This is a genomic window from Halonotius aquaticus, assembly GCF_003605575.1.
Classification (GTDB): Archaea; Halobacteriota; Halobacteria; order Halobacteriales; family Haloferacaceae; genus Halonotius; species Halonotius aquaticus.
This window is the reverse complement of sequence record NZ_QKNY01000009.1, coordinates 63,822-88,973: the sequence shown is the minus strand read 5'-3', so window position 1 is coordinate 88,973 and position 25,152 is coordinate 63,822. Positions and strand designations below refer to the sequence as shown.

General features: G+C 64.0%; 24 protein-coding genes and 1 tRNA gene. 18 read left to right on the top strand and 7 right to left on the bottom strand.

The genetic code is table 11. The annotated features are described in order from the left end of the window. Nucleotides 1-49: 49 nt before the first annotated feature. Entirely contained in the window at nucleotides 50-1,573 is a 1,524-nt protein-coding gene (locus DM826_RS06700) for a single-stranded DNA binding protein (RefSeq protein ID WP_120102627.1), read from the bottom strand. Between the two features lie 204 nt (nucleotides 1,574-1,777). Between DM826_RS06700 and DM826_RS06695 the strand changes: the two genes are divergently transcribed. The 3 genes from DM826_RS06695 to DM826_RS13280 all read left to right on the top strand — a co-directional run bounded on the left by DM826_RS06695 (nucleotide 1,778) and on the right by DM826_RS13280 (nucleotide 3,976). Then, nucleotides 1,778-1,850, top strand: a tRNA-Arg gene (locus DM826_RS06695). Nucleotides 1,851-2,110: 260 nt separating this feature from the next. Continuing rightward, nucleotides 2,111-3,808, top strand: coding sequence for a cell division ATPase MinD (gene minD, locus DM826_RS06690; RefSeq protein WP_120102626.1), 1,698 nt, complete (start codon nucleotides 2,111-2,113; stop codon nucleotides 3,806-3,808). A gap of 39 nt (nucleotides 3,809-3,847) precedes the next feature. Next, entirely contained in the window at nucleotides 3,848-3,976 is a 129-nt protein-coding gene (locus tag DM826_RS13280) for a hypothetical protein (protein ID WP_267899966.1), read from the top strand. Here DM826_RS13280 and argS read toward each other — a convergent pair whose 3' ends face one another. Next, complete coding sequence (argS, locus tag DM826_RS06685; protein ID WP_120102625.1) at nucleotides 3,977-5,734, bottom strand: arginine--tRNA ligase; 1,758 nt, start codon at nucleotides 5,732-5,734, stop codon at nucleotides 3,977-3,979. It abuts the gene before it with no gap. A gap of 182 nt (nucleotides 5,735-5,916) precedes the next feature. On the opposite strand from argS, the gene DM826_RS06680 reads away from it, so the two are divergent. The 4 genes from DM826_RS06680 to DM826_RS06665 all read left to right on the top strand — a co-directional run bounded on the left by DM826_RS06680 (nucleotide 5,917) and on the right by DM826_RS06665 (nucleotide 8,966). Then, on the top strand, nucleotides 5,917-6,627 hold the full coding sequence (locus DM826_RS06680) for a DUF120 domain-containing protein (protein WP_120102624.1): 711 nt from the start codon (nucleotides 5,917-5,919) through the stop codon (nucleotides 6,625-6,627). Continuing rightward, the gene (gene ribB, locus DM826_RS06675) at nucleotides 6,624-7,364 is read left to right on the top strand and encodes a 3,4-dihydroxy-2-butanone-4-phosphate synthase (RefSeq protein WP_120102623.1); all 741 of its coding nucleotides are present in this window, start codon (nucleotides 6,624-6,626) and stop codon (nucleotides 7,362-7,364) included. Before DM826_RS06680 ends, ribB begins: the two co-directional genes overlap by 4 nt. Before the next feature lie 90 nt (nucleotides 7,365-7,454). Continuing rightward, nucleotides 7,455-8,399: a branched-chain amino acid transaminase gene (locus DM826_RS06670; protein WP_120102622.1), complete on the top strand. Its 945-nt coding sequence runs from the start codon at nucleotides 7,455-7,457 to the stop codon at nucleotides 8,397-8,399. 117 nt (nucleotides 8,400-8,516) lie between these two features. Continuing rightward, nucleotides 8,517-8,966 carry a hypothetical protein gene (locus tag DM826_RS06665; protein WP_120102621.1) on the top strand — a complete coding sequence of 150 codons (450 nt, stop codon included), beginning with the start codon at nucleotides 8,517-8,519 and terminating at the stop codon, nucleotides 8,964-8,966. Between the two features lie 9 nt (nucleotides 8,967-8,975). Here the strand turns inward: DM826_RS06665 and DM826_RS06660 are convergent, their stop codons facing one another. Next, nucleotides 8,976-9,671: a DUF502 domain-containing protein gene (locus DM826_RS06660; RefSeq protein WP_120102620.1), complete on the bottom strand. Its 696-nt coding sequence runs from the start codon at nucleotides 9,669-9,671 to the stop codon at nucleotides 8,976-8,978. A gap of 94 nt (nucleotides 9,672-9,765) precedes the next feature. Between DM826_RS06660 and DM826_RS06655 the strand changes: the two genes are divergently transcribed. Continuing rightward, nucleotides 9,766-10,308, top strand: a complete 543-nt coding sequence (locus tag DM826_RS06655) for a CDP-2,3-bis-(O-geranylgeranyl)-sn-glycerol synthase (RefSeq protein WP_120102619.1) — start codon at nucleotides 9,766-9,768, stop codon at nucleotides 10,306-10,308. A gap of 8 nt (nucleotides 10,309-10,316) precedes the next feature. On the opposite strand, the gene DM826_RS06650 is transcribed toward DM826_RS06655, so the two are convergent. The 3 genes from DM826_RS06650 to DM826_RS06640 form a co-directional block, all read right to left on the bottom strand. Further along, the gene (locus DM826_RS06650) at nucleotides 10,317-10,835 is read right to left on the bottom strand and encodes a hypothetical protein (protein WP_120102618.1); all 519 of its coding nucleotides are present in this window, start codon (nucleotides 10,833-10,835) and stop codon (nucleotides 10,317-10,319) included. A gap of 85 nt (nucleotides 10,836-10,920) precedes the next feature. Beyond that, nucleotides 10,921-11,553, bottom strand: a complete 633-nt coding sequence (locus DM826_RS06645; protein ID WP_120102617.1) for a protein sorting system archaetidylserine decarboxylase — start codon at nucleotides 11,551-11,553, stop codon at nucleotides 10,921-10,923. Between the two features lie 2 nt (nucleotides 11,554-11,555). Beyond that, on the bottom strand, nucleotides 11,556-12,587 hold the full coding sequence (locus DM826_RS06640; RefSeq protein ID WP_120102616.1) for an AAA family ATPase: 1,032 nt from the start codon (nucleotides 12,585-12,587) through the stop codon (nucleotides 11,556-11,558). A gap of 148 nt (nucleotides 12,588-12,735) precedes the next feature. On the opposite strand from DM826_RS06640, the gene DM826_RS13020 reads away from it, so the two are divergent. The 9 genes from DM826_RS13020 to DM826_RS06600 all read left to right on the top strand — a co-directional run bounded on the left by DM826_RS13020 (nucleotide 12,736) and on the right by DM826_RS06600 (nucleotide 20,527). Beyond that, on the top strand, nucleotides 12,736-12,903 hold the full coding sequence (locus DM826_RS13020) for a hypothetical protein (protein WP_165853264.1): 168 nt from the start codon (nucleotides 12,736-12,738) through the stop codon (nucleotides 12,901-12,903). 73 nt (nucleotides 12,904-12,976) lie between these two features. Further along, a complete protein-coding gene (gene rnz, locus DM826_RS06635) occupies nucleotides 12,977-13,921 on the top strand; it encodes a ribonuclease Z (RefSeq protein WP_120102615.1) in 945 nt (314 codons plus the stop codon). Between the two features lie 95 nt (nucleotides 13,922-14,016). Continuing rightward, entirely contained in the window at nucleotides 14,017-14,415 is a 399-nt protein-coding gene (locus DM826_RS06630; RefSeq protein ID WP_120102614.1) for a hypothetical protein, read from the top strand. 68 nt (nucleotides 14,416-14,483) lie between these two features. Further along, nucleotides 14,484-16,457, top strand: a complete 1,974-nt coding sequence (locus tag DM826_RS06625; RefSeq protein WP_120102613.1) for a DUF460 domain-containing protein — start codon at nucleotides 14,484-14,486, stop codon at nucleotides 16,455-16,457. Nucleotides 16,458-16,517: 60 nt separating this feature from the next. Then, nucleotides 16,518-17,504, top strand: a complete 987-nt coding sequence (locus tag DM826_RS06620) for a tyrosine--tRNA ligase (RefSeq protein ID WP_120102612.1) — start codon at nucleotides 16,518-16,520, stop codon at nucleotides 17,502-17,504. A 66-nt stretch (nucleotides 17,505-17,570) separates the two neighbouring features. After that, the gene (locus DM826_RS06615; RefSeq protein WP_120102611.1) at nucleotides 17,571-18,677 is read left to right on the top strand and encodes a hypothetical protein; all 1,107 of its coding nucleotides are present in this window, start codon (nucleotides 17,571-17,573) and stop codon (nucleotides 18,675-18,677) included. A 52-nt stretch (nucleotides 18,678-18,729) separates the two neighbouring features. Then, nucleotides 18,730-19,014 (top strand): translation initiation factor eIF-1A, encoded by a 285-nt coding sequence (gene eif1A / locus DM826_RS06610; protein ID WP_120102610.1) that lies wholly within the window; start codon nucleotides 18,730-18,732, stop codon nucleotides 19,012-19,014. A 50-nt stretch (nucleotides 19,015-19,064) separates the two neighbouring features. Continuing rightward, on the top strand, nucleotides 19,065-19,928 hold the full coding sequence (gene rio1, locus DM826_RS06605; RefSeq protein WP_120102609.1) for a serine/threonine-protein kinase Rio1: 864 nt from the start codon (nucleotides 19,065-19,067) through the stop codon (nucleotides 19,926-19,928). Between the two features lie 65 nt (nucleotides 19,929-19,993). Then, nucleotides 19,994-20,527, top strand: coding sequence for a KH domain-containing protein (locus tag DM826_RS06600; RefSeq protein WP_120102608.1), 534 nt, complete (start codon nucleotides 19,994-19,996; stop codon nucleotides 20,525-20,527). 9 nt (nucleotides 20,528-20,536) lie between these two features. Here the strand turns inward: DM826_RS06600 and DM826_RS06595 are convergent, their stop codons facing one another. Then, nucleotides 20,537-23,074, bottom strand: a complete 2,538-nt coding sequence (locus tag DM826_RS06595; protein ID WP_205738807.1) for a CDC48 family AAA ATPase — start codon at nucleotides 23,072-23,074, stop codon at nucleotides 20,537-20,539. Between the two features lie 327 nt (nucleotides 23,075-23,401). Between DM826_RS06595 and thsA the strand changes: the two genes are divergently transcribed. Beyond that, on the top strand, nucleotides 23,402-25,063 hold the full coding sequence (gene thsA, locus DM826_RS06590) for a thermosome subunit alpha (protein WP_120102725.1): 1,662 nt from the start codon (nucleotides 23,402-23,404) through the stop codon (nucleotides 25,061-25,063). Nucleotides 25,064-25,152: the final 89 nt, after the last annotated feature.

Here is a 25,152-nt window from a genome sequence, read left to right as displayed (position 1 = left end):
TGTCGGCTTCATCCCGTTGATGACAGTCTGCGCCCGCTGCCGACCGATTTTAGAAGACGTCGTCGGCGTCGATCGTGCCGTCGGTTTCGGTGCCGCGGACGGTCACCTCTTCGCCGAGTCGGAGGTCGGTGTCGGCCTCGATCTGTCGGGTTTCGGTGCCGTTGTCGAGGATGATTGGACTGCCGGCTTGGACGACGGTGCCGGTGAACTCGACGGTCTCGCTGACCTGTGTGGTCGCCGCGGCCCCGCTGGCTTCGCCGCCGGTCGTTGTGTCGGTTCCTGCCGTCGCAGCCGCGGCCTCAGCGGCGGCATCATCGGCAGCCGTTGAGTCCTCGCTGGTCTCGTCACCGTCGGCGTCCTCGAACGCCGAAAGTCCGGTTTCCGCACTTGCGCTTGAGTCGGTAGCCGAGCCTGTTGTTTCGGCCGTGTCGCCGGCGTCGGCCTCGCTGTCAAGAACGGTCACCGTTGACTGCCAGCCGGCGGAGGCTTCGAGGTCGTCCTGCCAGCCCTCCTGGATCTCTGCGTCGGTCACAAGCACGTGGTCGGCCAACTCGATGTCTTTGTCGGCCTTCTCGCCCCACAGCGCGACCCGCATGTCGTCAGTCTCATCGCGGAGGCGGATGTTGCGAACCTGGCCCTCAGAGCCATCGTCGCGGTCGAAGGTACGTTTCGAGTCGGCTTCGATGACGCCGCCGGCGATGTCGACCGTCTGGCCGATCTCGACGCTCTCGATGTCGGTCGTCTCAGGAACGTATTCGATCTCCTCATCGATCGTCTCGACCGCGCCGCGGGAGCCGACATGGAGTTCGAGGCTGCCGTCCCGTTCTTTGACGTAGCCGTCGACGATTTCGACCGATTGGCCGTCGGTGAACTCAGAGACAAGGGGTGCCTGCTCGTCCCACAGCGTCACGCGAACCCGGCCTGTGGGGTCGCCAACCGACAGATTTGATACTTGCCCCTCGGAGCCGTCATCGCGGTCGAAGGTTCGAACCGTGCCCACATCGAGAATAGTTCCCTTGAGGTTGACATCCGACACTCCCATCGAGAGATCTTCGACGCGATACATCTCCTGGGTTTCCACGTCGAGTTCGGCGTCATCGTCGGGTTCGGCCTTGTTGACGCTGACCTCAACGCCGTTGTACCCCTCTTTCGGCCGGCCGGCGATCCGCAACACGTCGCCGACCTCGATCTCGCCGTGTGTGTCGGCTTCTGGGTCGCCAACTGCTGAGACCGCCAGCTTGTCCCACATCGAGATCCGGATCCGGCCTGTCTCGTCGGCGACTTCGAGGTTGACGACCCGGCCATCCTCTGCGTCTTCCTCGTCGCGTTCGAACGTTCGGAGCTCGCCGATCGAGACGACCTTGCCGAGGAATTTCACCTCGTCCATGCCGGGTTCGATATCGGCGATGCCGTTGACCTCCTCGTCTTTCAGCTCGTGGGCGATCAGTTTCGCGGCTGTCTCCTCGTCGGCCAGCCCACCCATCTGTTCGACCTTGTCCTCGACGGCTTCCCGGAACTCTTCGAGCGACACGTCGGTGTCGAGGGCCTCGTATTCGTCCGCTATGACACCCATAGGTATACACAGTGGCAGGGGTAGTTCCCGGTTAAGCGTTGTCCTTGGCTCGGTTCGTGGGCGGTCGACGTTGACCTCGATCGGCCGCCAGTCGCCGTGTTTTGGGTGCGCATGGCGGGGGTGTGTCGGTATCAGATAAAAACCTCAGGTGGGTGGCCGCCGTACCGTAACCGTCTTAAGTAAACCACGGGTACGAAGAGGTGAGTCCTGATAGGGTAGTGGACTATCCTCTTGGCTTGCGGAGCCAGGGACCGGAGTTCAAATCTCCGTCAGGACGTTTTTCGCCGACACAATAACGCCGAGCGCAGCGAGGCGTCCGTGTCGGCGAAAACGGAGTACGCGGAGATTTGAGCAGCGAGCGAACGGAGTGAGCGAGTGAGTTCAAATCTCCGTCAGGACGTTCATTCCTTCGGACGGCTTCGCTTCGCTCAGCAGTCGCTCCGTCAGGACGTTTTTCGAACTGAACAGCCGATTGTGATGTGCACCACGTTGCACTGAGGGACACCTTTTATAGTCGCGTCGTGGTACAACGACTGTATGGCACGGGTCTTCGCGGTCGCCAGCGCGAAAGGGGGCGTTGGCAAGACGACGACAACGGCGAACCTTGGAGCGATCCTCGCCGAGACCGGAGCTGATGTCGTAGTGATCGACGGCGACATCGGCATGGCAAATCTCGGAGCGGCCCTCGGGATCGAGTCTCCACCGACAACGCTCCACGATGTCCTCAGTGGCACCGCCAAGACCTCTGAAGCGACCTACGAAGGCCCTGGCGGCGTCTACGTCGTCCCCGGTGACACCGCCCTCTCCTCGTACGCCTCGGCTGAGCCCGAAAATCTTCCCTCGGTGCTCCGCACCCACTCACAGGCCGATTACGTCCTGATCGATGTCGGTGCGGGCGTCAGCCACGAGACGAGCCTTCCGCTGTCGCTTGCCGATGAAGTCCTGTTGGTGTCGACGCCCGAGCGCGACGCGCTCCGCGACACCGAAAAGACCCGCCAGCTCACCGAACAGCTCGGCGGCACCGTCGCCGGCGCGGTCATGACCCGCACCGACGCATCGACGCCGGTTTCTGAGCTTGCGACCGGAACCCTCGCGGCGACGGTGCTGGCGTCGATTCCGGAAGACGAGGCAGTCCGCGATTCCTTGGCGGTCGGCGAACCGCTGTCGACGTACGCCCCCAACAGCCCCGCCGCCGCGGCCTACCGCGAACTCGTCGCCGAACTCACCGGCATCGAACCCGAGGCTCCGCCCGAATCCGAGCCCGCGGCGACAGCCCCTGATTCGCCAGCGGACGCCGACGCGGTCGACGCCGAGACAGTCGATACTGACGCAGCCGACGCTGAGCCAGCCGACACTGATGCAGCCGACACTGAGCCAGCCGACACAGATGCAGCCGACACTGAGCCAGCCGACACAGCAGCGACCGCTGACACATCAACTGACGCAACTGCCGAAGTCGACACCGATCCAGAACTGGCTGCGTCAGCAGCCGATCAAGCCGACACCGACGCCGATAGCGACGAGCGACAGGTGCCCGAAGCTGAATCGAAGTGGGCAGAAGCGGCCACCGGCACCGGAATTGATGTTGACGAGCAGTTGGCCGACGAGGCGGCGGCCATGTCGGATGCCGACGACGAGTCGACGACAGCCCCAGAAGACGTCGACGACCCCGAGACTAACCAGCCATCGGTCGACGCGGCTGATACGGACGATAAGGGTGATGACACAGAACCGGCAGCGGCCGACGCCGATACCGACGATGGGGTGACACCGGAGCCGACAACCGAGACGATCACTGAGGGCGAGCCCGACGCGTCCTCGCCGGTTGCCGACGTAGCCGAGGGGATCACGCCTGATCCATCGGCTGACGACGACTTCGCTGACGACGCCGAGCCGACGCCTGATCCCGAAACAGGTGACGCAGCCGCCCCGGCAGAGGAAGCCATCCCGTTCCGCGACGAGGATGTCGGCGACGAGGTCGACGACGAACCGGCCGAGTCGGCCGGCAGTGAGTCGACGGCTGCGGTGTCCGACGAGCCAGCCGATAGCGACGATAGTGAGAGCGATGAGCCGCTGATCCCCGACGCCGAAGGTGGATCGTCGCCGACCCCCGACGAGCCCTCGACGATGACGACCGAACTCGGTGGTGGCACCGATGAGCCAGCCGCCGATGAACAATCGGACGACGATGACGATGAGACAAAGGGCTTCTTCCGGCGGCTGTTTTTCGGCTAGAGCGATACGTTCTTACTCACGGCGTGGCCACACCGGCGTATGGCAGACAACGATGGGAGTGTTCCGCTGTGGTGGATCGTGTTCTTCCTCTTACTGTCGCTTGGCGGTGCCATCGGCGCGATCAACTTTGTCGGCGGGAGCATCTTCTTCCTACTGCCGGTCGCCTAGCTACATCGAGTCGGGGGCCTCGACGCCGAGGACGGCCAACGCGTTGGCGACAGCGTGCTGTGCGGCGGCGACAAGCGCGAGCCGCGAGCGACGGGTCGCTGCTGTGTCGGCTGACAACACCGGACACGACCGATAGAAGGCGTTGAACGCGTCGGCAACCTCGCGGGTGTAGGTCGCCACGCGGTGGGGTTTGCATTCGTCGGCCGCGTCTTCGATGACTGCCGGAAACCGGGCGATCGCATCGATCAACGCGGCTTCCTCCGGTGTCGACAACGCCGTGCTGTCGATGTCCTCGGCGGTTGGCTCGCCGTCGGCTTCGTCGAGAATCCCACAACAGCGGGCGTGGACGTACTGGACGTAGGGAGCCGACTGGGCCTCAAAGTCGAGTGCCTCATCCCATTTGAACGTGATCCCCTTTGTCGGCTGTTTCGAGACGATATCGTAGCGCACCGCGCCGATTCCGACCTGGTGGGCGATGCGTTCGATATCCTCCTCGTCGAGGTCGTCGTCGCGGATGCGGTCGCCGAGGCGATCCTCGACCTCCTCGCGGGCGCGGTCGATCGCCTCGTCCAACAGATCATCGAGCATGACGCCGGTTCCCCGGCGGGTGCTCATCTTCCCCTCCGGGAGATTGACGTACGAGTAGATCACGTCGTCGAGCCGGTCGGGATCGTTGCCGAGGATGTCCAGCGTCGCCTGGAGCTGGCTGGCCTGGAGTTTGTGATCCTCGCCGAGGACGGTCACCGCGCGGTCGAAGTTGGCGAACTTCCACTCGTGGTGGGCGAGATCACGGGTTGTATAGAGGCTCGTTTCGTCGGAGCGCAGGAAGACGAGGTTTTTGTCGATGCCGAACGCATCCAATTCGAGCTGCCAGGCCTCCTCGTCGTAGACGGCGTACTCGCTGTCTTTGAGCCGGGCGGCGACATCGTCGGTCGAGCCGTCTCGCATGAATCGCGTCTCCTTGACGAACTCATCGAACTCGGCGGGCAGGCGGGCGAGACAGTCTTTCATTCCACCGAGGACGGTGTCGACGACCTCGCCGACGCGCTCGTAGGTGTCCTCGTCGCCGGCTTCCAGTCCCTGCATGATCGCGGCGATCTCATCCTCGGCGGCCTCGGTCGTGGCCTCGTCGGCGTCTTCGAGGAACGAGTTTCCTTTGCGGTAGTACCGCACCAGATCATACTCCGCGCGGTCGCGGGCCGGCTCGCTGTCGAGGTCGCTTTCGTCAAACTTCTCGTAGGCCCAGGTGAAGACGGCCATCTGGCGGCCGGCGTCGTTGACGTAGTAGTGGCGTTCCACGTCGTAGCCCGCCATATCGAGGGTGTTGGCGACTGCGTCGCCGAGGATCGGGTTCCGGGCGCGGCCGACATGTACCGGGCCGGTCGGATTCGCGCTCGTGTGTTCGACGACGACTGATTCGTCCCGTTCTGGGAGGTGGCCGTAGTCGTCGGCTTGTGCGGCCTCAACCGTCTCCTGTCGGTATCGGTCGGTCGTCCGAAAGTTGATGTATGGGCCTTTCGTGGTCACCGCACCGATGTACTCGTAGTCAGCCGAGTCGATGGCGGCAGCCAGTTCGGCGGCGGCTTGTGGCGGTGCGGTCTCCAACTCGCCGGCCAGTCGGAAGGCGACACTTGAGGCCAGCGTCGCGTCAAGATCTTCGGGCGGCTCCTCGATCCCAAGGTCGCCGGTCGGCAACTCAAGTGACTCCAAGCCCGCCGTCAGGGCGTCGGCGACCTCCGCGCGAAAGGCTCTGAACATGCCGTCGGGTTTCCGGTCGGTGCTAAAGGGCCTTCCGAAGCGACACCCGCGATCAGAGGGGTCTTCAACGCAGGCTCCCTAAACGACGGTAACGAAGCCGATTTCGACGGACAATCTATAACAATTTTGAGATGCGTTCCATGTGCGATATGCTTATCACACTCGATCACCTTCCCCTAGCTATGTCAGAATCGGCAGCGGGCAGCCTCACCCACGACGAACTGCTCGCGTTGAAGCATGTCGCCCTTGACGGTGGCCTCACGGGCACGGTGACCGTCTCCTGTAGCGGCCTCGGCGACCGCCTCGATGCCTCGACACAGACCGCTTCCCGTCGGCTGCAGGCGCTTGAGGCCGGCGGCTATCTCGACCGCGAGCGCGTCGCCGACGGCCAACTGGTTTCGGTCACCGACGGCGGCGAGCAGGCCCTTCGCTCGGAGTACGCCGACTACCGCCAACTGTTCGAGTCGCCGACGGAGTTGACGCTGACCGGCACCGTAACGACGGGCATGGGCGAGGGCAAACACTACATCTCGCTGCCGGGGTATGAACGCCAGTTCGACTCCCGCCTCGGCTACACGCCGTTTCCGGGCACGCTCAACGTCGAGCTTGATACCGCAAGCATTCACGCCCGGGCCGACCTCCCGGGGCAGGCGTCGGTGCCGATCGATAGCTGGGAGGACGACGACCGCACCTACGGCGCGGCGACCTGCTATCCGGCGACGGTCGAACGTGATGGCCGAGCCTTCGAGCCCGCTCACATCATCGTGCCCGATCGCACCCACCACGACGAGGAAAACCTCGAACTGATCGCGCCCATCAAGCTCAGAGACGAACTCGATCTCGATGACGGCGAGATGCTGGCCATCCACGTCGCGGAGGCGGAGCTCAAATGAGCCCGCCGACTGCTGACGCCGACAGCGACGCGCCTGGGGTTGACGCCGACGCCTCACGCAGTGTGCCCATGGAAAACGGGGAGGCAGCCAACAGTGTCGACGCCGCGATCGACGCTTTCCGTGCGGGCCAGCCGGTATTGATCCACGATTTTGCTGATCGTGAGGGCGAAACCGATATCGTCTATCCAGCGACCGCGGTCGATCCCGCAGCGGTTCGGCGACTCCGCAACGACGCCGGCGGGCTCGTCTGTGTCGCTCTCGGCGACAGCGTTGCCGAGCGATTCGACCTGCCCTTCCTCCAAGATGCACTGACTCATCCGGCGACTGAGAACCACGAACTGAGCTACGACGACCGCTCGTCGTTCTCGATTACGGTCAACCACCGGACGACGGAAACGGGGATCACCGACCGAGACCGGGCAACGACGATCAGTGAACTCGGCGCAGCTGCGGCGACAGCCGACTACGACGGCGAGACTTTCGCCACTGAGTTCCGCAGCCCCGGTCACGTCCACCTGCTGCGGGCGGCCCCGAATCTCTTGGCCGACCGGGCCGGCCACACCGAGTTGGGGATCGCCCTCGCCGAGGCGGCCGACCAGCCGCCGGCAGCCGTTGTCTGTGAGATGCTCGACGACGACACCGGCACCGCGTTGTCACCGGCTGATGCGGCCGCCTACGCGGCGCGCAACGACCTTGTCTACGTTGAGGGATCGGCCCTCCTCGACCGACTGGGGTAGCCGCCGGCCGCCTGCTTAGCCGCGAGACGATCTGTTTTGATCGGTGGTTGCAAACTGTTAAGAATCGGTAGCCGAAGGTTCAGAGTAGCAATGGCATCCTTCGACGAGATGCGCGAGGCGGGCGATATCGAGACGATCTGGCAGAACGGCGAGTTCGTCGACTGGGACGATGCGACGATCCACGTCCTCACCCACGGCCTCCACTATGGGACGGGGATCTTCGAGGGGGCCCGTGCCTACGATACCGAAAACGGGACGGCCATCTTCCGGTGGGAGGAACACCTCGATCGGTTCTTCGCCTCGGGGGATCCCTACGAGTTGGAGATCCCCTACGACCGCGAGGAACTCACCGAGGCAACCCTCGAACTCCTCCGCCGGCAGGATCACGACAGTGCGTACATCCGGCCGATCGCCTACTTCGGCTACGGCAGTCTCGGGATCAGCCCCGACGACTGCCCGACGGATGTCGCCATCGCCACCTGGCCGTGGGGGGCCTATCTTGGCGAGGATGCCCTCGAACACGGTATTGAGGTCATGGTCTCCTCGTGGCGGAAACACGCCTCCAGTCAGATCCCAACGAACGCCAAGACAACCGGGCTTTACGTCAACAGCCTACTGGCCGGCGAGGAGGCCCGCCGCAACGGCTACCAGGAAGCGATCGTCCTCAACAAGGAGGGCCAGGTTGCTGAAGGCCCCGGCGAGAACCTGTTTCTCGTCCGTGACGGCGAGCTCTACACGCCCGGCCTCTCCCAGAGCATCCTCGATGGCATCACCCGTGATACGGTGATCACGCTGGCCCGGGAACTTGGCTACACCGTCCACGATCAGGCGACGATCAGCCGCGGCGAGCTCAACACGGCCGACGAACTCTTCTTTACCGGCTCGGCCGCCGAGGTCACCCCGATCCGCAAGGTCGACAACGTTGAGATCGGCGATGGCGACCGCGGCCCCGTCACCGAGGAGATCCAGTCAGCGTTCTTCGATCTCGTCGAACGGAAAACTGACGCCCACGACGACTGGTTTACGTACGTCTAACGACGACCGATCTCCTCCATTAGCGACGGTCGGTTCTCTCATCTGAGCCTGTTAATACACCCACGTAGGCGATCGATACGCCGGCATCGTTATGCGCTCAGCGAGCCTTTCTTGGGTGTGAATCGACTTCCAAGAGCCCTCGCCAGCGTCGCTGTCGGCATCGTTGTCTTCGGTGTCCTAACGGTTGCGGTCACGGAGGGGCTCGCCCCCTACGTCTGGCCATCGCTCATGCTGGGGGTTCCGGCCGGTGGTGTCGCCGGTATCGCTGCCGTCCCGCTGGTCTTCTTTGGGCTCACCGCCTGGGCGGAGCGACGGCAAACCGGCCGGGCGAGCGATCGCACGCGCCGCAACCTCTCGGTCACGGTGGCTGCTGTCGGCGGCTTCGGCGTCGGTAGCGGGCTCGCGTTCGTCGTTGCGATGACGCAGCCGATCGGCCTCGCAACCGCGATACTTATTGTCGCGTTGCCCGCCGGACTGCTCACCGCCGCGGTCGCCGGCAGCGTCGTTGCGCGTCGACATCATCTCTCGGCGCATGCGTCGACATCGCCGTTGACCGATTCCAAGTAAGCAGCCACGTTAGTCGTCAGTTGCCGCGCCGTCACCACCGGCGTCCGACGACTCAGTTCTGACGGTCGTGGTGGTGTCGTCATCAGTTCGCGCCGGATTTTCGGCTTCCTCGACGGGGATCTGGTGGGCTGACTCGGCAAACCCCGCGCTCAGCACGCGTGTCAGTGCTTCCTCGACGCGTTCGCCTGTCTCTTCGATGCGATCTTCCTCGACCTCGATGACGTATCCGGTCGTAATGTTCGGCGCGGTCGGCAGAAAGAGCACGATCCGACCGTCCTGTGTCTTTTTGCCGGTCTTGAACGCGGTCATCCGGATGCCGGGCCAGGTTTCAAGCCGGACGGGCTCTTGCAGGTCGTCGGTGCCGGAGAGTGCGGTTTCGACGGCAAGTTTCGTTGCGTTGTAGACGACTCGGAGCCCAGGCATCCGGTTGATCGCGCCGTCTAACGCCGACTCAAAGAGCCGGCCGGCGGTCGTTCGCATCAGATAGCCCACCGCGAGGATCAACGTGATAATGAGGAGGAGGGCAACGACGATCCGGGCCAGCGGGACGAGGCTCTCAGGGACGCCGAGGCCGATAAAATCGAGGCTGCTGATCAGCGGGAGGGCGATAACTCGTTCGTAGAGATAGTTGAGCACAAACAGGAGAATGCCCAGCGGCAGCAGCACCACCAGTCCGCTGGCGACATCACGTTTCCACGAGGACATGTCCTATGGTTGGTGTGTGGACGCTTAGGTCATGTGGATCACCCCCTGTCGCCGAACCAGTGTCTCTTTAGGCGCGCCGCCGCCTCCCTCGGATATGGTAGTCGGGCTCGTTGTGACAGCGTTTTGGGCGATGCTGCCGGCCTATGTGCCAAACAACGCGGCGGTACTTGCCGGCGGCGGCCGCCCGATCGATGGCGGTCGAACCTGGGGCGATCGGCGACTGCTTGGCGACGGTAAGACGTGGCGCGGAACCGCAGTCGGCACGCTCGTCGGGATCACCCTTGCCGCCGGGCTCAATGTCGCTGCCGCGCCGCTGGGCTCCGCCATCGGATTCTCGCTGCCAACGTTTCCGCCGGCGGGGGCGCTCGGCCTTGCAGCCGGCGCGATGGCCGGTGATATCGCAGCCTCCTTTGTTAAACGCCGGAGCGGCCGTGCCCGTGGGGCGGCGTTTCCCGGGCTTGATCAACTCGATTTTGTGGTGGGTGCCATCCTCTTTGCCTTCGTCCTCGCGCCTGGGTGGGCACAGGCGACGTTCACCCTTGGCGTGCTCGCGGTCATCGTCGTCGTGACTCCGGTGTTACACGTTGGCACCAACATCATCGCCTACCTCATCGGTGCGAAAAACGAGCCGTGGTAGTCGCCCTGCTATCGCGTAAACTGCACACCTGAGTCCGTAATCGACTGCCGGAGAAAGCGGTGGTCGATGAGCCGATCCACCGCACCGGCTTTTGTCCGTATTTCGAGATGCTTGAACTCATATATTCGCTGGATCGATCTGGCGAACCGGCAGGCGTGTCGATGCTCCTGCAGCGAGCAAAACATGAACTCGTCGGTCACCGGGGCGACAGTCCAGGCCCGCTGCAACTGACTGTACGACACCCGGAGGCGTTTGAACTGGTCGTTCCACAGGAGGCCGCCGACGCTGTGGTCGGTCTCCCAGACCAACGCACAGGGGTAGCGACTCGTCGACAGCTGTTTGCGGACGGCCCGTTCGGCCAGCCGCCGGTTCTCGTAGGTTGACAACACTTTAGGGTCGGTCTCATCATCGCTGACAAACTCTCGGACGACGCTCTCTCGCCCGTCGGCAACGATCTCGATCGGGGGTTTGCTGGGTGGCACGCTGACCGCGCCGATCGCCCCGGTGCCCAGTATTGCGTCGTCCACGGCTTAGGATTCGTTACCCAGCCACGGTATAAAATTCCGTCCCAGCCCGTCGATACTGCCGGCTGTCGCCATCAGTTGCTGTCGGCTATCTCCTTGTCGACTCTGCGGCCTCGGTCGCAACGAGACGCGTTTTCCCGGCGGTGACTGTCTCGTCGACGGCGACGAGCACATCCTCGCGGTCGTATCGCGGCGGCAACACCACGTCAGCCCGACTCCCGAAGGAGACATGGCCGATTCGTTGCCCGCGAACGAGGTCGTCGCCGCCGGCAACGTAGGGGTGAATCCGGCGGGCGAACCAGCCGGCGATCAGCGCGATCTGGTAGTCGCCACAGTCGATGACGACGCGCTCGTTGCGATCGGAGTCCTTCGAAAACGCCGGCTTGTACGCGCCGGGGCGGTGGTCGACGGATTGCACCGTGCCGCTGGCTGGCGCGCGGTTTACGTGGACATCGGTGACGTTCATAAAGATCCCAACGCGGAGCTCGTCGCCCTCCTCGCGCAGCACCGAGACCCGGCCGTCGGCGGGGGCGACGATCCCTGATTCCGGTGGGTTCCGACCGGGATCGCGGTGGAACCACAGGACGGCGATGCCGAGCGCGAGCGCGACGCCCGCAAGCGGCGGAAACACGATGACGGCGATGACAGCAGCGACAAAACAGGCCGCGGCGTATCGCCACGCGCCGGGTGCGACAGCAGTGGTAGGGAGCATCGGGAGCATGGTTAGGCCATCGCCCGAAGCTCAGTTCGGCCATCAGCCCATGCAGTCAAGAGATGCATGAGATGGAGCTTGTCGTCGAGGCCCTCGCTCAGTTCGTGGTCGGCCGCGCCGGCGAGTTTGTGGAGGCGGGCAATCTCGTCGCTGTCGAGGGCCGACTGTGAGCGGGCGACCCGCAGCAACTCGGTCAGGAGCGTCTTGCCGTCGTAGCCGCCATCCGACAGCAGGTCATCCAGCGTCCCACGGGCATCGCTGAACTCGCCGGCTCGGGCGGCGGTCAGGGCGGCGGCAATCGCCTCGTCGTCGCCGATATCCCCCAGCGTTTCGTAGGCGGTTTGCATCGTCAGCTCGCCCTCCTGCTCGGCGGTCGTCTGGGCGGTCAGGATCGCCTCCCGGAGGTTGCCGTCGGCCGCGCTGGCGACGAATTCGAGCCCGTCGGTGTCGTACGCGATGTCCTCGGCGTCGCAGATGGTTTCTAGCCGGGCGATGATCTCGTCGGTCGTCGGCGTTCGCATCGGCACCGGAAAACACCGCGAGTGGATCGGCGCGATCAGCTTTGTCGGCTGGCGGGTCGTGAAGACAAACTGTGTCGTCCGGTGGTGTTGTTCCATCACCCGCCGCAGGGCCTGCTGGAAGTCCTCCCGGATCGCCTCAGCGTTATCAAGCAGGATCGTTTTGAACGCCCCCGAGACAGGGGCATGGCTCGCCGACTCGGTGAGCACGTGGTTGATCATATCGGCTTTCGCCATCCGACTTTTGCCGGCGAGAAACCCCTCGAATCGGGGATCGTTTTTGATCTCCTTTTTGCTGCGACCGAAGAAGTCAGCCACGTTGAGCTCGATCAGATCGGCGTCGGGATCCTCGTGGACTGCCCGGGCCAGCGCGCGGGCGGCGGCTGTCTTGCCGACGCCCGGCGGCCCCTGCAGCAGGAGGTTCATCGGTTCGCCGACGGTTCGTTGCAGGCGATCGCGCACCTCCGGCTGTGGGAGGTCGGCCAGTTCGGGGGCGTAGGTGTCGATCCACAGCGGTGCGTCCATTGGCGACGCTGGGGGCCGGTGGCGTAAGAATCGGTCGGTTATTGGGTCGGGGTCGCTTGTCCTCGCCCAGCCGGTGGTCGCGTGGATCGGTGATCTGTCGGGTGTGAGAAGCGTCACTCATTTCTATCAATACTGCAGATATCACCGTATGGAGGTACCAGCAAACCGGCTTGGTGGCCTTGGTATCCTTGGGGTGATCGGCCTGTGGACGAACGAGCCCGAACTGTACGCGCTGTTCGCGCTGTTTGCGTTGTTCGCCAGTAATCGGACGATTTCCCTCCCGGGTGGCGGTGACACCGCCTCAGCAGGTAGCTGATCGTCGCTCCGCCCCGCTTGCTCTCGGCTGGCGTTCCGAAGGGGGTTTATCGCTCGGTGGTTGAGCCCCGCCCATGTCGTTACGCGTGACGTTTCTCGGAACCAGCGGGGCCGTGCCGACGACCCAGCGAGCCCCCAGTGCGATCATGGTCAACCGCGAGGGCGACCGCCTGCTGTTCGACTGCGGGGAGGGCACCCAGCGGCAGATGATGCGCCACGGCACCGGCTTTACCGTCTCAGATATCTTTGTCACGCATCTTCACGGCGACCACGTGCTTGGCATCCCTGGCCTCGTCCAAAGCTGGGACTTCAACGGCCGCAGCGAGCCGCTGACGATCCACTGTCCTCGCGGTACCTACAGCGATATCGATGAGCTTCTCGGTGTCGGCGGCTACACCCCGTCGTTTTCGATCGACATCGACGAGGTCACCGCGGGCGACGTTGCCCACGAGACCGACGAGTACACTGTTCGCGCCGTCGAAACTGACCACCGCGTCACCTCCGTCGGCTACGCGCTCATTGAGGCCGACCGGCCGGGCCGATTCGACCGCGAAAAAGCCGAAGATGAGTTAGGCATCCCCCCGGGTCCGATGTACGGCAAACTCCACAACGGCGAGTCGGTCGAACTCGATGACGGTCGGGTAATCGAACCCGACGATGTTGTCGGCGACCCACGTCCCGGCCGCCGGGTTGTCTACACCGGCGACACCCGCCCGACGGCAGCCGTCGAATCGGTCGCCGCCGACGCTGATCTCTTGGTACACGATGCCACGTTCGCTGACGATCACGCCGCCCGCGCTCGCGAGACCAAACACGCGACCGGCCGGGAGGCCGGCGAACTCGCCGCGGCGGCCGGCGCAAAACGGCTCGCGCTGACGCATATCTCCTCGCGGTATGGGGCTGATCCGTCGCCGATCAAAGCCAGTGCTGCCGACGCCTTCGACGGCGAGGTCTTCATCGCCAGTGACGGCCAGCAGGTTGCGGTTCCGTACCCCGATGACGAGTCGGAGCTGCAGTAACATTCCCGGCTGGACGCCGCGGATGTGCCTACGAGGGTTGTTCTCACAGGAGCCCTCCTAGCAGCGGTTTTGTCGCTCGCTGTCCACGCTCAGATATGGGTATCACCCCAGCGATCAGCCTGCTGTTGGTCTCAGACGACACATCCTACCGCGAGGCCGTGGCCGACGCCGTCGATCCCTGTCCGGATCTCACCCTGACAGCGACGGTGGTGCCTGACGACAGCCAGCCGGCCCGTGTTGTGGCTCCCGCTGACTGTGTGCTCATCGACGCCGACACCGACGGCCTCTCGCTGGTTGATTTTCGGGCAGCCCTCCGCACCCGCCACCCCACACTGGCTGTCATCGTCGCCGCAGCCGCGGTGACGACACTGCCAGCGTCGCTGTCGATCCATGCGCGTGTCGACACGGCTGACCCCGGCATCGTTCCCGAACTCGCTCGCGTTGTCACCACAACGAACTGCCGACAGGCGTCGCCGTCGGTGTCGGCTGAATAACAGTACTCTCGTTGGCGACGCTCCCACTCGGCGTGGCCTATTTAGCGGTTGATTCCCTACCTCTCTTTGTGACCGTCCGGACAAACGCCATCGACGCGCCGGTGTTCGGCGTCGACATCCAAAGCGGCGATATCCGGGGCGACGCGCCAGCGTATGCGTTGGTCGTCCTCGATGACGACGAGATCGAGCGCGATGTCGTTTCCTTCCGGAAGCTCTGCCGACTCATCGACGACGAGGAGCCGGCCCTCGTCGCCACCGACAACGCCTACGAACTCGCCGCCGACAAAAACGAACTCGTCGGCTTTCTGCGGTCGTTGCCGTCGGCGACGAAGCTTGTGCAGGTGACCGGTGACGAACGCCCCGAACCCCTCTCGCGGGTCGCCTCCAGACACGGCGTCCCCTACGACAAGAAACCGATGGCCGAAGCCGAGGCCGCCGCGCGGCTAGCGACCGCCAACGTCGGCTGTGAGGTCTCGGCGTTCACGGACACCACGACAGTCAAGGTCGCCCGCGGCCGCTCGACCGGTAGCGGCGGCTGGAGTCAGGATCGCTACACGCGGCGGATCCACGGCAACGTCAAGAAGGTCGCCCGCGAGGTCGAATCCAAACTCGACAGCGCGAATCTCGACTACGAGCAGGACGTGACCGAGAAGTACGGCGGCTACTCGAATGCGATCTTCACCGTCGAAGCGACGCCGGACGAACTCCCCGTCTCCACGCATCGCGCCGGCGACACCCGCATCGAGATCGAGCGCGAGCAGCGCGACGGAATCAGCTATGAACCGCTCGTCAAGCGGCGCGACCGCGTGATTGTCGGCATTGATCCCGGCACGACGACAGCGGCGGCGGTCGTCTCGCTGGACGGTCGCGTGTTGGCGCGGTTTTCCAGCCGGACGGCCGACACCGCCGAGGTGACAGAGTGGCTGATCGAACAGGGTCGGCCGCTGATCGTCGCCGCCGACGTGACGCCGATCCCCCAGACGGTCGAAGCGTTCCGCCGGAGTTTCGAGGCGACCGCGTGGACACCAGAGAGCGATCTGCCAGTCGACGAGAAGCTCCACCGCACCCGTGATCACGAGTACGACAACGATCACGAACGCGACGCCATGGCGGCCGCCCTCTACGCCTACGATGACCGCGAGGATCAGTTCGACCGTATAAGCGACAAGACGCCACCGCAGTTCGACCGCGAGGAGGTCATCGCCCACGTCGTCGCCAACGAATCATCAGTCGAGGCCGCGCTGGCGGAGCTTTCGGACGAAGACGATGGCGACGATGAGGAGTCGACGCATGAACCGCGGGAACTCACAACCGAAGAACAGCGCATCAAAGACCTCGAAGCACAGGTCGATCGGTTGCAGTCCCACAACGAGGAGCTACAGGCCGAACTCGCCGATCGGGAGGAGACGATCGAAGAATACGAGGAGGAACTCTCCGAGGCCAAACGCGAGGAGCGACGTGAGGCCCGCGAGCGACGCGCAGTTTCGCGGCTCAAACGCGAAACCGACCGGCTGGAGCGCGAACGCGACGAGGCACAGGAACGCGCCGCCGACCTCGAAGCCAAACTCGACCGTCTCAAGGAGCTCTGGAAGCTGGATCACTCGGATGCCGCTGTCACCGGCGATCGAAATCTTGTGTCGGTAAAAATCGTCGAACAGTTTACCAATCGCGCCCTCGACGACGCCGAAGACGAAGTCGGCCTCACGCGTGGCGACATCATCTACTTCCGCGACGCCTCGGGAGCCGGCCGGAGCACGGCCGAACGCGTCGCCGAGATCGAACCGCGGGTTGTCATCCGCGGCGGCGGGCTCTCGGATGCGGCCGACGAAGTGTTGTTCAAGGCCGGCATTCCCGTCGGCCCCGCTGAAGCCGTCTCGATTCAGGAGATCGACGAGTTGGCTGTCGTTGACGACGACGAGATCGAGGCCGTCATCGACGACTGGGAGGAGCGTGCCGAAGCGCGCGAACGCGAACAGAAAGCGAGCATGGTCGATGAGCTCATCACCGAACACCGAGCGGATACGAAAAGCGGCGGCACGTAACTCGGTCAGTTTCCGGCCGTATTCAGAAGTCATTTTACACCGCTGACCCGACGGGCGTGCATGGACGCCTACGAGTTGATCACCCGGAACGCCGCCGAGGTGGTCACCGAGGAGGAACTAGAGGAGTTGGCCGACGACCCCGAGGGCAAGCGCGCGTATGTCGGCTACGAACCCTCCGGCGTTCTCCACATCGGCCACATGCTGACGGCCACCAAACTGATCGACCTCCAAGAGGCCGGCTTCGATGTGACCGTTCTCTTGGCTGACGTGCACGCCTACCTCAACGACAAGGGCACCTTCGCGGAAATCCGGGAGACCGCCGACCGGATGCAAGAGCAGTTCATCGCCTACGGCCTCGACGAGAGCCAAACCGAGTTCGTCCTCGGCTCGGAGTTCCAACTCGACGAGGAGTACACCCTCGACCTCCACGCTGCTGAGCTCGAAACGACGCTCTCGCGGGCCAAACGCGCGATGGCCGAGATCGCCCGCGGCGACCACGCGAAGGTCTCACAGATGGTCTACCCGCTCATGCAGGCGCTCGATATCGAATACCTCGATGTCGATCTCGCGGTCGGCGGCCTTGACCAGCGGAAGGTTCACATGCTGGCCCGCGAAACGCTGCCGGAACTCGACTACGATGTGCGGCCCGCCCTGCACACGCCGATCATCGCCGATCTCTCAAGCGGCGTCGGCAAGATGGCCTCCAGTTCCGGCGTGACGATCTCGATGGAGGACAGCGAGGACGACATTGAGGCAAAAATCAACGACGCCTACTGTCCGCCCACGGCCGATCCCGATCCTGACGGCGACGGCAACGAGCGTGAGAACCCTGTCCTCCAGTTGTTCCAGTACCACGTCTTCCCGCGGGTCAATACGGTCGTCGTCGAACGGCCCGAGGAGTACGGCGGCGACCTCGAATACGACGGCTACGAGACGCTGGAAGCCGACCTCGAATCCGGCGAGCTCCACCCGATGGACGCGAAATCTGCGCTGGCCGCGGAACTCAACGCGCTCATCGAACCCGGCCGCGAGCAATTGAACGCCTAATCTCCATCGACGCGACGCTCCCTCACAGCCGATACTTTTTGTCGGATACCGAGACCACGCAGCGCAATGCGTTTCTCCGACAGTCGCGGCCAGTCCCTGCAGATCGGCGCGATCCTCCTGTTCGGCTTCCTCCTGATCGCGCTGACGACCGCCCAAGCACAGCTCGTTCCGGCGGATATCAGCCGCGTGGAACTCGATCACAGCCAGCGAGTGGCCGATCAGCTGGTCGGCCTTGAGACAGCAGTTTTCGAGACCAGCGTGACCGGCCGCCCGCAGCCGACGACGCTCGATCTCGGGGCCGAGTACGACGACCGGCTGCTGTTCGTCTATCCGCCACCCCGAGCCGGCACGCTCCGTACGACTGACCCGGCGACGCTCAGCATCGATAACGCCGAAGCCGTCGGCGACGACAAAGCGTTTGACACCTACTGGAACGGGACGACACGGAGCTACCCGACACGGGCGATCACCTACGAGCCAGCCTACCGGGAACTCGACGCCGCGCCGCGCTACCGGCTTGAACACGGCGTACTCGCTGCCCGGTACGACTCGAACAGCCGAATCGAGATCGCAGCAAATCGCCAACCGGTCGTTGACGAGACGGCGATCACGCTGACCGTTGTTGACGGTGAGTTGACGGCGTCGGGCGTCGCTACCGAATCCGTCGTTCCCGACCGCGTCACCGACTCGACGACGATCGACATCGAAGCCAGCAGCGATCCGATCCGCCTGCGGCTTCCGACCAACCTATCCGGCGAGACGTGGCGCGAAACAATCCTCGATGGACAGTCGACTGTCGATTCTGTCGCCGTCGCTGGCGACGTTGCCACCATCACCCTCGACAGCTCAGAAACCTACGAGCTGACGGTTCACAAGATCGATATCGGGACGAACGCTACCGAGCCGTCGCCGACCTACCTCCGAAACGCCACCGCTGACGATGATTGGCCGTTCCCAGTCGACGTGCGGAACCGGTACAACGATCGCATCGCCGACGCGACGACGGTCTGGGTCTACAACGACAGCGACTACGACAGCCCGGAGACATCGTTCACAGTACCGGATGGCTCCGATCCAGCGGTCACCGGCGATATCTGTTATACGCTGACAAAAGGGGTGGTCGATGACGACGCCCCCGAAACCGTCGAATCGACGGCTGGCGGGTGTGCGTAGCCCTCGGCTGTAATCCCACGATTTTTACACACGTGCATCCCAACGCTCGCGTATGAGCGACAACGAGGGGCGACGTGACCTCCGTATGCCCGACGACGGGGAGGTCTTCGCCGAGGTAACCGACATGCTCGGTGCCAACCGCGTGACCGTTCGCTGTGCCGACGGTGTCGAGCGCACGGCCCGCATCCCGGGCCGGATGCAGAAACGCGTCTGGATCCGCGAAGATGACCTCGTCATCGTCGATCCATGGGACTGGCAAGACGAGAAAGCCGACATCGTCCACCGCTACGAGCAAAGCGAGGCCGATCAGCTCCGCAACGAAGGCCACATTCAGTAACGGCGGCCGACCGGCGACTCTTTTCCCGCTGCCGCATGTAACCATCGGCAATGACCGACGAGTACGGACTGCTCGATACCGATCCCGAGGCCGCCATCGGCGACGAGTGGGAAGAGATCGATGTCACCGACACCGAGGCCGACCGGATCGCCCGCGAGCGCGACCGGGAGTTCGAGCAGTTCGAGGAGCAGATCAAAGACGCCGAGCAGTTCAAGGTCGAACAGTCGGTTTTCGACGATGCGACCTTCGGTGCGCTGTACAAACTCATCGCCGACGGCCACATCGATGCCTTCGGCGGACCGATCTCGACCGGCAAGGAGGCCAACGTCTACGAGGCCCTCGGCGCCGACGACACCGAAGTCGCGGTCAAGATCTTTCGGATCAACGCCTCGCCGTTCCAGCAGATGCGGACGTATCTGGAGGGCGACCCCCGTTTCGAGGGGATCGGCAACAACAAGAAACAGGTCGTCCTCGCGTGGGTGCGCAAGGAGTTCGCCAATCTCCGCCGCGCTCGGGAGGCCGGCGTCCGTGTCCCCAATCCGATCGCCGTCGAGCGCAACGTCCTCGTGATGGAACTGGTGGGGCTGGTCGAGGATCGCGCCCGTCGGCTCGCTGAGGTCAACGTTGAAAACCCCGAAACAGCTTACGAGGTCGTCCGCGAGTACATGCGCCGACTCCACACGGCGGGGCTGATTCACGGTGATCTCTCGGAGTACAACATGATCATCCACGACGGCGAACTCGTGATCATTGATCTCGGGCAAGCCGTCACCATCCATCACCCAAACGCCGGCGACCTGCTTCGCCGGGATTGTGAAAACGTCGCCGCCTTCTTCAGCCGGCAAGGGCTGGAGACCTCGGGCGACGACCTCTTTGAGTACATCGCCGGTGACGACGATCGAGTCCGGTGGTGAGCCCTATGTGTGGCCTCGCGTGGGCCGAGGAACACGCTTAAACAGATCCGCGGGGTAGCAACCGTATGCAACACGTCAAAGTCCCGCAGGATCGGATCGGCGTCCTCATCGGCGAGGGTGGCGAGATGATGCGGGAGATCGAATCCCGGGCGGAGGTGCGGCTGGATATCGACTCCGAGTCCGGCTCGGTCGCCATCGAATCCGTTGGCGATCCGGTGACCGCGCTTGTCGCCCCGGATATCGTCAAGGCGATCGGCCGGGGCTTCAAGCCCGAAACCGCGTTGTCGCTGCTGGATGGCGATATGCGACGCTTCGAGCTGATCGATCTCTCCGAGCAGACACGCAACGACAACGACCTTCGCCGCCAGAAAGGCCGAATCATCGGCGAGGATGGCCGTACACGGGAGCTTATGGAAGAGCTATCGGGTGCCGATGTCGTCATCTACGGTTCGACGGTTGGGATTATCGGCGAATCTGAGGAGGTTGAGGCGGTTCGGCGGGCGGTCGGGATGATTCTCGATGGCTCACCTCACGGCGCGGTCTACTCGTTCCTTGAGGAGAAACACCGCGAGTTGACACGCGGCCCGGATCTCGCCTGATCGGCGGCGTCAGGTCGATTCGTCTTCGTTTGTGTCGCCGCTGTCGCTGTCCGTTTTCTGTTCGGCTTCGCTCTCTGTCGTCTCGGCGTTGACAGCAGCCGGTGTCTCTGCGTCCGTAGCTGACTCCTCACGGCTCTCGTCAGCGTCGACCGTGCTTCCGCCGCTTTCGACACCCGATTCCGGTGGAACCGCCGCATCAGCGGGATCAGCCTCGCGTGTTTCGTCAGCTCCGTCGGTGGGTACGTCGTCAGCGACCGCGGTGTCGTCTGTGTCGCCACCAGCCGCGCTGTCGGTCGCTTCGTCGGCGGTGTTGCCGGCTGTGGCCTCGCTGTCGGCCTCGGTCACAGCGGTCGCGTCGTCGTCGCGGGCGGGCCAGTTGATCGTTCGTTCTTCGTCGCTGACCTCGTTGAGTGCGGCTTCAAATCCTGGTCGTGTGAGCCGCATCTCCTCGACGACTGCCGGTCGCCCCTCATTGCGGGCATGGACGTGGGCCCGCACGGCCTCGGTCGCCGCGGTTCGACAGAGCGCTGCCACCTCCGCGCCGACGAAGCCCTCGGTCGCTGCTGCCAACGCGTCGAGGTCGACATCGCCGGCGACCGGACGGTCGCGCGTGTGGATCGACAGAATCTCGCGTCTGGCCGCTTCGTCGGGTTCCTCGACCGCGATCTGTTCTTCGATTCGGCCAGCCCGGGTGAGGGCGTCATCGAGGAGTTCCGGTCGATTTGTCGCGGCGATCACGACCACCTCTTCGAGGGCTTCGAGCCCATCGAGTTCGGTCAGCAGTTGACTGACGACGCGCTCGCTGACCTGGGAGTCGCTCCCGCTGCCGCGTTGGGCTGCGATGGCGTCGATCTCATCGAAAAAGACGACTGTCGGGGCGTTCTCCCGTGCCTTCGCAAAGATCTCCCGGACGCCTTTCTCGGATTCGCCAACATACTTGTCGAACAGTTCCGGCCCTTTCACCGAGATGAAATTGGAGTCGGCTTCGTTGGCAACGGCCTTCGCCAGCAGTGTCTTGCCGGTGCCGGGTGGCCCATGCAGGAGAATGCCGGTCGGCGACTGGAGGTCGACCTGCTGGTAGGCCGCTGGGTAGGCGAGTGGCCACTGGATCGCCTCCTGGAGCCTGGTTTTCGTTTCCGTGAGGCCGCCGACATCGTCCCAGGTCACATCCGGGGCTTCGACAAAGACCTCTCGGAGTGCTGATGGCTCAACCTCCCGGAGGGCTCGCCGGAAGTCCGCCGCGGTCACGGCCAACTGTTCGAGCGTCTCGGCGTCGATCGTCTCCGCCTCAAGATCGAGCGTCGGCCGCACACGCCGGAGGGCGTTCATTCCGGCTTCCCGCACGACGCTTTCGAGATCCGCGCCGACGAAGCCATGGGTGTTGCTGGCGTAGCTGTCGAGATCGATATCGTCGGCTAGCGGCATCTCGCGGGTGTGAATCCGGAGGATCTCCCCGCGCCCGCTGGCATCCGGCGCGCCGACCTCGATCTCCCGGTCGAAGCGGCCGCCACGCCGTAGGGCGGGGTCGACGGCGTCGATGCGGTTTGTGGTGCCGATGACGGTGATCTGGCCGTGATCGCCCAGCCCGTCCATCAGCGAGAGCAGTTGGGCGACCACGCGGTGTTCGACGCTGCCCTCAGTGTCGCCACGTTTCGGCGCGATCGAGTCGATCTCGTCGATGAAGACGATCGCGGGCTCCTCGCTTTCGGCGGTCTCAAAGACCTCCCGCAGTCGCTCCTCGCTTTCGCCGTAGTATTTCGACATGATCTCCGGCCCGGAGATGGTCTGGAAATCCGCGTCGATCTCGTTGGCGACGGCCTTCGCGATGAGGGTCTTGCCGGTGCCGGGTGGGCCATGCAGCAAGACGCCCTGTGGCGGCTCGATCCCAAGGGCCTGAAACAGCTCGGGGTGGCGCATCGGCAACTCGATCATCTCCCGTACCGCATCGAGTTCGGCAGCGAGGCCGCCAACGTCCTCGTAGGTGATCCCCGGCGGGTCGGCGTCGGCTGGCTCCGTCTCCTCGCTGTCTCGGTCGGTCGGCTCCTCAACGATATCGATCGTGGTTGAGTCGGTGACGACGACGGTGCCGCCGGGCTCGCTGCCGACGATCTTCACCGGGATCCGGCGGTTCGAACTCCCGTTCAGCGAGCGAAACCCCATCGTCACCGACACCGTTTTGCCCGGGCTGACCGCCCGGTTGGCGAGTTTGTCGTGGATGTAGGCGGCGATATCACCTTGGATGCGGAGTCCCTCGGGGATGACAACCGCCAGTCGGGCGGCTGGCTCCACATCGGCCGAGGAGACCTCGACGAGTTGGTCGATGCGGGTGCCGAGGGTTTTCCGTGTTTGGCCGTCGATGCCGATGATCCCGCGCTGTCGATCCCGGTTTTGGCTGAGTCGCGCCCGGAGAACAGCCGTCCGATTCCCGTGGCTGATCGTGACAAAATCGCCGTTGTTGACCCCGAGTGTCGCCATCGACTCGCGGTCGATCGTTGCGATCCCGTTGCCCGGAGTCTCCCTGTCGAGTGGTTTGACGCGTAGTTTCATCGGTTGGAACCGCCATCCTGTCGCGTTCGTCCCGGCGCGACACGACGGCCACGTGTATGAGAGCCCTACGCCGACCCGAGTCAAATAGGTGGGTGCTTGCTGCCCCGCCTGCGCTCTGTCGGTGTCACCACTGGCCTCCGCCAGCACCGACCGGTGGGAGCCGTGGCCGCTCGATGCAGTATATAAAACACGTGGTTGGTAGTAACTCACATGCTTGAATTTGTCAGACAGCGCCCCGCTCAGTAATCCTATACGAAGGGTTTATATAGAATCACAAACAATCCGGAGGTGACTATGTCTCAACAACAGCGGATGGGTAACCAGCCGATGATCGTCCTCTCGGAGGACAGCCAGCGCACCTCCGGGAAAGACGCCCAGTCGATGAACATCACCGCCGGGAAGGCGGTCGCCGAGTCCGTACGCACCACACTCGGACCGAAGGGCATGGACAAGATGCTCGTCGACTCCGGGGGCTCGGTCGTCGTCACCAACGACGGCGTCACGATCCTCAAGGAGATGGACATCGACCACCCGGCAGCCAACATGATCGTCGAGGTCAGCGAGACCCAGGAAAACGAGGTTGGCGACGGCACCACCTCCGCTGTCGTCGTTGCGGGTGAACTCCTCGATCAGGCCGAAGAGCTGATCGACTCCGAGATTCACGCGACGACGATCGCCCAGGGGTACCGAGAGGCCGCCGAGAAGGCCAAAGACATCCTCGAAACCGAGGCCATCGAGGTCTCGGCGGACGACCGCGACACCCTCGTCGAGATCGCCACCACGGCGATGACCGGCAAGGGCGCGGAAGGCGCGAAAGATCACCTCGCCGAACTCGTCGTCGACGCCGTACTCGCTGTCGAGGACGATGACGGAATCGACCTCGACAACGTCGACGTCGAGACTGTCGTCGGCGGCTCCATCGACGAGTCCGAACTCGTCGAGGGCGTCATCGTCGACAAAGAGCGCGTCGACGAGAACATGCCGTACTTCGCCGAGGACGCCAACATCGCGCTGTTCGACGGTGCCTTCGAGGTCAAAGAGACCGAGATCGACGCCGAGGTCAACGTTACCGACCCCTCCCAGCTTCAGGAATTCCTCGACCAGGAAGAGGAACAGCTCAAGGAGATGGTCGACCAGCTCGCCGACGCCGGTGTCGACGTCGTCTTCGTCGGCGACGGCATCGACGACATGGCCCAGCACTACCTCGCTCAGGAGGGCATCATCGCCGCCCGCCGCGCGAAGAACTCCGACCTCAAAGCACTCGCTCGTGCGACCGGTGGCCGCGTCGTCTCCAACCTTGACGACCTGACCGAGGACGACCTCGGCTTCGCCGGCAGCGTCACCCAGAAGGACATCGGTGGCGACGAGCGGCTCTTCGTCGAGGACGTCGAGGACGCGAAAAGCGTCACCCTCGTTGTCCGCGGCAGCACCGACCACGTCGTCGACGAGGTCGAACGCGCAATCGAGGACTCCCTCGGTGTCGTTCGCGCCACGCTCGAAGACGGCAAGGTGCTCCCCGGTGGCGGCGCGCCCGAAACCGAACTCGCACTCCAGCTTCGTGACTTCGCCGACTCCGTCGGGGGCCGCGAACAGCTGGCTGTTGAGGCATTCGCCGACGCACTCGAAGTTATCCCGCGCACGCTCGCCGAGAACGCCGGGCTGGACTCGATTGATTCCCTCGTCTCGCTGCGCTCCCAGCACGACGGCGGCGACTTCACCGCCGGGCTGGACGCCTACTCGGGCAACGTGATCGACATGGAGAACGAGGGCGTCGTCGAGCCGCTTCGAGTCAAAACGCAGGCGATCGAATCCGCAACCGAAGCCGCTGTGATGATCCTCCGCATCGACGATGTCATCGCCGCTGGCGACCTCTCCGGTGGCCAGGTCGGCGACGACGACGATGACGGACCAGACATGCCCGGTGGCGGCGGCATGGGCGGCGGCATGGGCGGCATGGGCGGTATGGGTGGCATGGGCGGCGCAATGTGAAATAGGTCACAGCCTACTCACTCCCCCACGCCAACCTAACCGCTGTACCGGCTTCGAATCGACTGCGTTGCGACCGCGGCCATTCTTGT